This window comes from Massilia sp. 01N410 (assembly GCF_056399665.1).
The window spans coordinates 1-364 of sequence record NZ_JBFTRV010000090.1 but is presented as its reverse complement, the minus strand read 5'-3'; the positions used below and the strand labels follow the sequence as shown (position 1 = coordinate 364).

At 71.4% G+C, this 364-nt stretch carries 1 protein-coding gene; it reads left to right on the top strand.

Annotated features, from left to right (window positions below; genetic code table 11):
• On the top strand, nucleotides 1-364 hold a 364-nt coding region (locus AC1DOP_RS27380), incomplete at both ends, for a protein adenylyltransferase SelO family protein (RefSeq protein ID WP_477254446.1).

Below are 364 nucleotides of genomic sequence, written 5' to 3'. Positions count from 1 at the left end.
CTGTTCGCCCAGGTGCGCGAAGCCGGAACAGACCGCCTGCTCGACCTGGCCACCAAGGGCTCGGGCCAGACGCCGTGGTCGCGGCACGGCGACGGCCGGCTGACCCTGAAGGGCGGCATGCGCGAGATCCTGGCCGCCGGCCTGCTGGAGGCGCTGGGCGTTCCGACCTCGCGGGCCTTCTCCCTGATCGAGACCGGCGAGGCCCTGACCCGCGGCGACGAGCCCAGCCCGACCCGATCGGCGGTGCTGACCAGGCTCTCGCACAGCCACATCCGCTTCGGGACCTTCCAGCGCCTGGCCTATTTCGACCGCGCCGACCTGATCGGGACGATGGTCGACCACGTGGTCGAGACCTATTTCCCGC